This window comes from Streptomyces triticirhizae (assembly GCF_003696235.1).
Classification (GTDB): domain Bacteria; phylum Actinomycetota; class Actinomycetes; order Streptomycetales; family Streptomycetaceae; genus Streptomyces; species Streptomyces triticirhizae.
The window spans coordinates 1-4022 of the sequence record NZ_RFFJ01000318.1; the positions used below are offsets into that span (position 1 = coordinate 1).

Annotated in this window: 2 protein-coding genes and 1 pseudogene; 1 reads left to right on the plus strand and 2 read right to left on the minus strand. The window is 75.2% G+C overall.

Going from position 1 to position 4022, the window contains the following annotated elements; genetic code table 11:
• Positions 1-2134 (minus strand): sensor histidine kinase (locus EBN88_RS28925; RefSeq protein ID WP_122399965.1); only part of this gene is annotated, 2134 nt, incomplete at its 3' end.
• A gap of 232 nt (positions 2135-2366) precedes the next feature.
• Between EBN88_RS28925 and EBN88_RS28930 the strand changes: the two genes are divergently transcribed.
• Entirely contained in the window at positions 2367-2786 is a 420-nt protein-coding gene (locus EBN88_RS28930) for a hypothetical protein (protein WP_199742530.1), read from the plus strand.
• On the opposite strand, the pseudogene EBN88_RS28935 reads toward EBN88_RS28930, so the two are convergent.
• Positions 2681-4022, minus strand: a pseudogene (locus EBN88_RS28935) (hypothetical protein); the annotation flags it as partial. The gene EBN88_RS28930 and the pseudogene EBN88_RS28935 sit on opposite strands and share 106 nt — an antisense overlap.

A 4022-nucleotide genomic window follows, 5' to 3' on the forward strand; every position in this document is an offset into this window, starting at 1 on the left:
CGACCAGGACGGGCGCGCTCCTGGGGCGGCCGGGGTCCGCCGGATCGCGGGGGACGGCGCGCTCGGCGTCGTGGTCGGCGGGGTGCTCCGAGGTGTGCTCGGCGGTGTGCTCGCCGGCGGCGGCCCGGCCCGCCGCGCCGTCCCCGGTGCGGGAGTTGGCGCCGACCGAGGCCGTCAGCTCGACCGGCCCGTCCACCGGGCCGTCGAGCAGCGCGGGCCGCTCGCGCGCCGGGATCAGCCGCTCCCGGACGGGCGGCGGCTCGGCGGCCTCGGAGAGCAGCTCGCCCGGGATCAGGGTGACGGCGGTGGTGCCGCCGTAGGGCGACTCCCGCAGCGCGACCCTGATGTGGTGGCGCTCGGCCAGCCTGGCCACCACGAACAGCCCGATCCGGTCGGTGTCGGACAGCTGGAACTCGGTGATCTCGGAGAGCCGTTGGTTGGCCTCCCGCAGCGCCTCGGCGGTCATGCCCAGGCCCCGGTCGTGGATCTCCAGGGTGACACCGTGCGGCACCCGTTCGCCCGAGACCTGCACGGCGGTGTGCGGCGGAGAGAACACCGTGGCGTTCTCCAGGAGTTCGGCGATCAGCTGGATCAGGTCGGCGACGGCCCCGCCGGCGACGACGAACGGCGGGAGGCGGCGGATCTCGACGCGTTCGAAGTCCTCGATCTCGTCGACGGCGGCGCGCACCACCTCGGTCAGGTGCTCGGGCTTGCGCCACTGGCGGGCGGGCGCGGCGCCGGAGAGGATGACCAGGCCCTCGGCGTGCCGCCGCATCCGGGTGCTGAGGTGGTCCAGGCGCACCAGGTCCACGCGGGCCTCGCTGTCCTGGCTGCGCTGTTCCATGGCCTCCAGCAGCTGGAGCTGGCGGTGCAGCAACACCTGGTTGCGGCGGGCCAGGTTGACGAAGACCTCGGAGACCCCGCGCCGGGTGTAGGAACGCTCGACGGCCGCCGAGGTGGCCTCCCGTTGCAGGGTGTTGAGGGCCCGTCCGATCTGGCCGAACTCGTCGTCCCCGTACTCCAGGCGGGGCGCCTCCGTCTCGACGTCCACATGCTCGCCGGCCTCCAGCCGGCGGGTGACGCCGGGCAGCCGCACCTCGGCCGCGTCCCTGGCCTCCCGCGCCAGGTCCGTCAGGTCGCGGGCGAGGGAACGTCCGCCGCGCAGCGTGAACCAGGCGGCGCCGGCCACCAGGGCCACGCCCAGGCCGCCGGCCAGCACCGCCCGCAGGACGAGCGGGGTGTGGGAGGAGTCCAGCCGGTCGTCGAGCCGGCCGTCGGCGTCGGCGAACAGGACCCCGGTGCCCTCCAGCACGTCGAAGGTGGACTGCTCCCAGCGGTCGCTCGGCAGGGTGCCGGTGGCGGAGATGACCTGCTGCTCGGCCTCGGCGAGGATGCGGGCGGTGCCGCTGTCCCAGAAGCTCTCGTGGGCCTGCCGGTCCTCCAGCGGCAGGTCGGGCACAGCCTGCGCGTACACCGCCTCGCGGCGGGCGATCAGCTCGGTGAGGGCGCGCCGTTCGGTGTCGGTGCTGCGGCCGGTGCCCAACACGCCGGCCACCAGGGCGTCTTCCTGGGATATGTACTCGCGGGCCTGGGCCAGCCCGGCGATCGCGCTGGAGTGCCGCTGGTCGCCGGCGTCGGCGGCGGGCGGGAGCGCCGCGCGGAACCGCAGGGCTGCGGCGGTCAGGTCGCTGTAGGCGTCGAGCGCGCCGGAGAGCGGGATGGTGTTGCTGTCCGTCTGGCCGCGCAGCCGGTCCAGTTCGCCGAGCGTTCTGCGGAGCGTCGTCAGCCGGCTGTCGGCGGCGCCGGTCAGCCCGTCCTCGCCGTCGACCGCGCGCCACAGCCGCCGCAGCGAGGCGTCGGTCTCGGACCTGGACTCGTCCAACGCGGCCAGCGCGTCGGCGCGGCGGGGGTCGGCGAGATAGACGACCGCGCTGCGACGCTCGCGTTGCAGGGCGGCGATCGCCTCCTCGGCGGGGCCCGTCAGCCGCTCGGCAACGGAGGCTGAGCCGCTCGCGGAGAACGCCTCGCTCACGGTGAGCACGGCGGTGAACGTCCAGACCGCCAGCAGGGCGAGGAGCGGGACCAACACCAGTGCCCAGATTCTGCGTTGGACCGTCTTGACGCGAACGCGCATACCCTCCCCTTGCTCGGCCCGGGCCGCTCCCCCACGCGATGGCTGCCGCCGTGTCAACAGCGCGAGCCTACTACCGGGCACGGCGCCCGACCCGCTAACCGTCCGGTAATCATGGGAGTTGACACTCGGTGGGCGCCTCATCCTGGTCCGTGCTGGGCGGGGGCGCAAGGCGTTCTACCATGGAGCGCGAGGACATATCCGCGCATCTCACCGTGCAGGGAGCGAGAGCGGCGTGTATGCGAGACCCCGACTTCCGGACCCGGTGCGCGCCGCCGCCGTGCGGGCGGTGATCATCATCGCGCTGACGCTCAGTCAGCTGATGGTGGTGCTGCTCGGACTGCTGGCCGGCGCCTGGCTGGTGCTGCCGATGGCCATATCGACGCTGGTCAGCTCCGTGGTGGCGACCTGGGCCGTGCTGGACATCTGGATCACCTCGCAGTCCTGGAAGCAGCGGAACGGCGTGGTGTCCGTGCCGAGCAGCGTGGCCAGGGCGAACGCCAGGGCCCGGCGCGCGGAGCGCCGGGCGGCCAGGAAGGCGGCGCGGCGTCACGGCCGGGCCGCCGGCGCGGGCTCGGGGGTCGGCGCGGGCACCGGCCCGGGCTCGGGTGATCCGGACGGCGCGGAGGGCTGGGACGTGTTGGGCCTGCGGTAGACGCGGGTGGCGGTGACCTCGCCGTGCACCGGCTCGGTGCCCTCGTCGGCACTGGGCAGCCCGGGGCGCAGATGCTCCTCGACGCTGATGTACTTCAGCCCCGCGCGCAGGTCGGCGTCGTTGCGCAGCCGGATGACCAGGGGGAACTCGGCCAGCGCCGTGGTGTCGAACAGGCCGGTGGTGTAGAGGAGTTGGACGCCCAGCGCGTCGGCGACGGCGCGCTGTAGCTCCAGCAGGTAGGTGGCGTTGGCCCGGCCGATGGGGTTGTCGAGGAAGAGCGTGCCGGCGTGCCGGTGGCCCTCGCGGCCCCGGTCGTTGCCGCGCAGCGCGGCCATGGTGCAGTAGAGCGCGATGGCGGCGGTCAGCAGCTGGCCACCGGAGAAGACGTCTCCCATCTGGCCGACGGGGACCCGCTCGGCGCGCAGCACCGCGTCCGGCTTGAGGATCTCCACCCGCACCCCGCGCGGCCGCAGCGCGGCGTGCACCCCGCGCAGCAGCAGGGAGATCCCGTCCCTGCGCAGGTCGGTGTTCTTCCGGACGGCGGCGCGGGTGACCTCGTCGACGACCTCGCCCAACCGCTCGGTGAGCGTGGCCTGGTCGGGCTCGTCGAAGCGGATGCGCAGGAACTCCTGCCCCGACCACTCCCCCAGGCCCTCGGGCAGCCGGGAGAGGCGCTGCGCGGAGCGGAGGGTGGCCAGCGCGGACTCGACGAGGCCGCGCAGCCGGTCCACGATGCCGTCGCGGTTCCGCTCCAGCTGGGTCAACTCGTCGCCCAGCACGCGCAGTCGGGGCGCGAACGCCTCGGCCCAGGCGGCGGCGTGGGTGGGCAGGGCGGCGGTGGGCAGCTCCCTGATCTGGGCGCGGGCGGGGGTGCGGACCTGCTCGAAGCGGCTGGCGTTGGCGTGCCGGACGAGCTGGTCGCAGGCGTCGCGGACGGCGGACTCGGCGGCGGCCAGCCCGGAGCCGGCGGCGCGCAGGGCGCGGCGGGCGTCGCCGACGGCGGCCCTGGCCTCCTCGATGGCGCTCGGGTAGGGCTCGGGCGGGGCCGGCGGCGCCTCCGACTCGTCTGCGGGGTCGCGGAGTTGGTCCCGCAGCTGGGCGGCGATCTCGGCGAAGCCGTCGGCGGCCCGCACGGCCTCGGCGTGCCGCTCGGCGAGCCGGCGGTGGGCCGCCTCGGCCTCGGCCAGCGCCTCCTCGCGGGCGGCCAGCTCGGCCTCGGCGGCGCGCAGCAGCTCG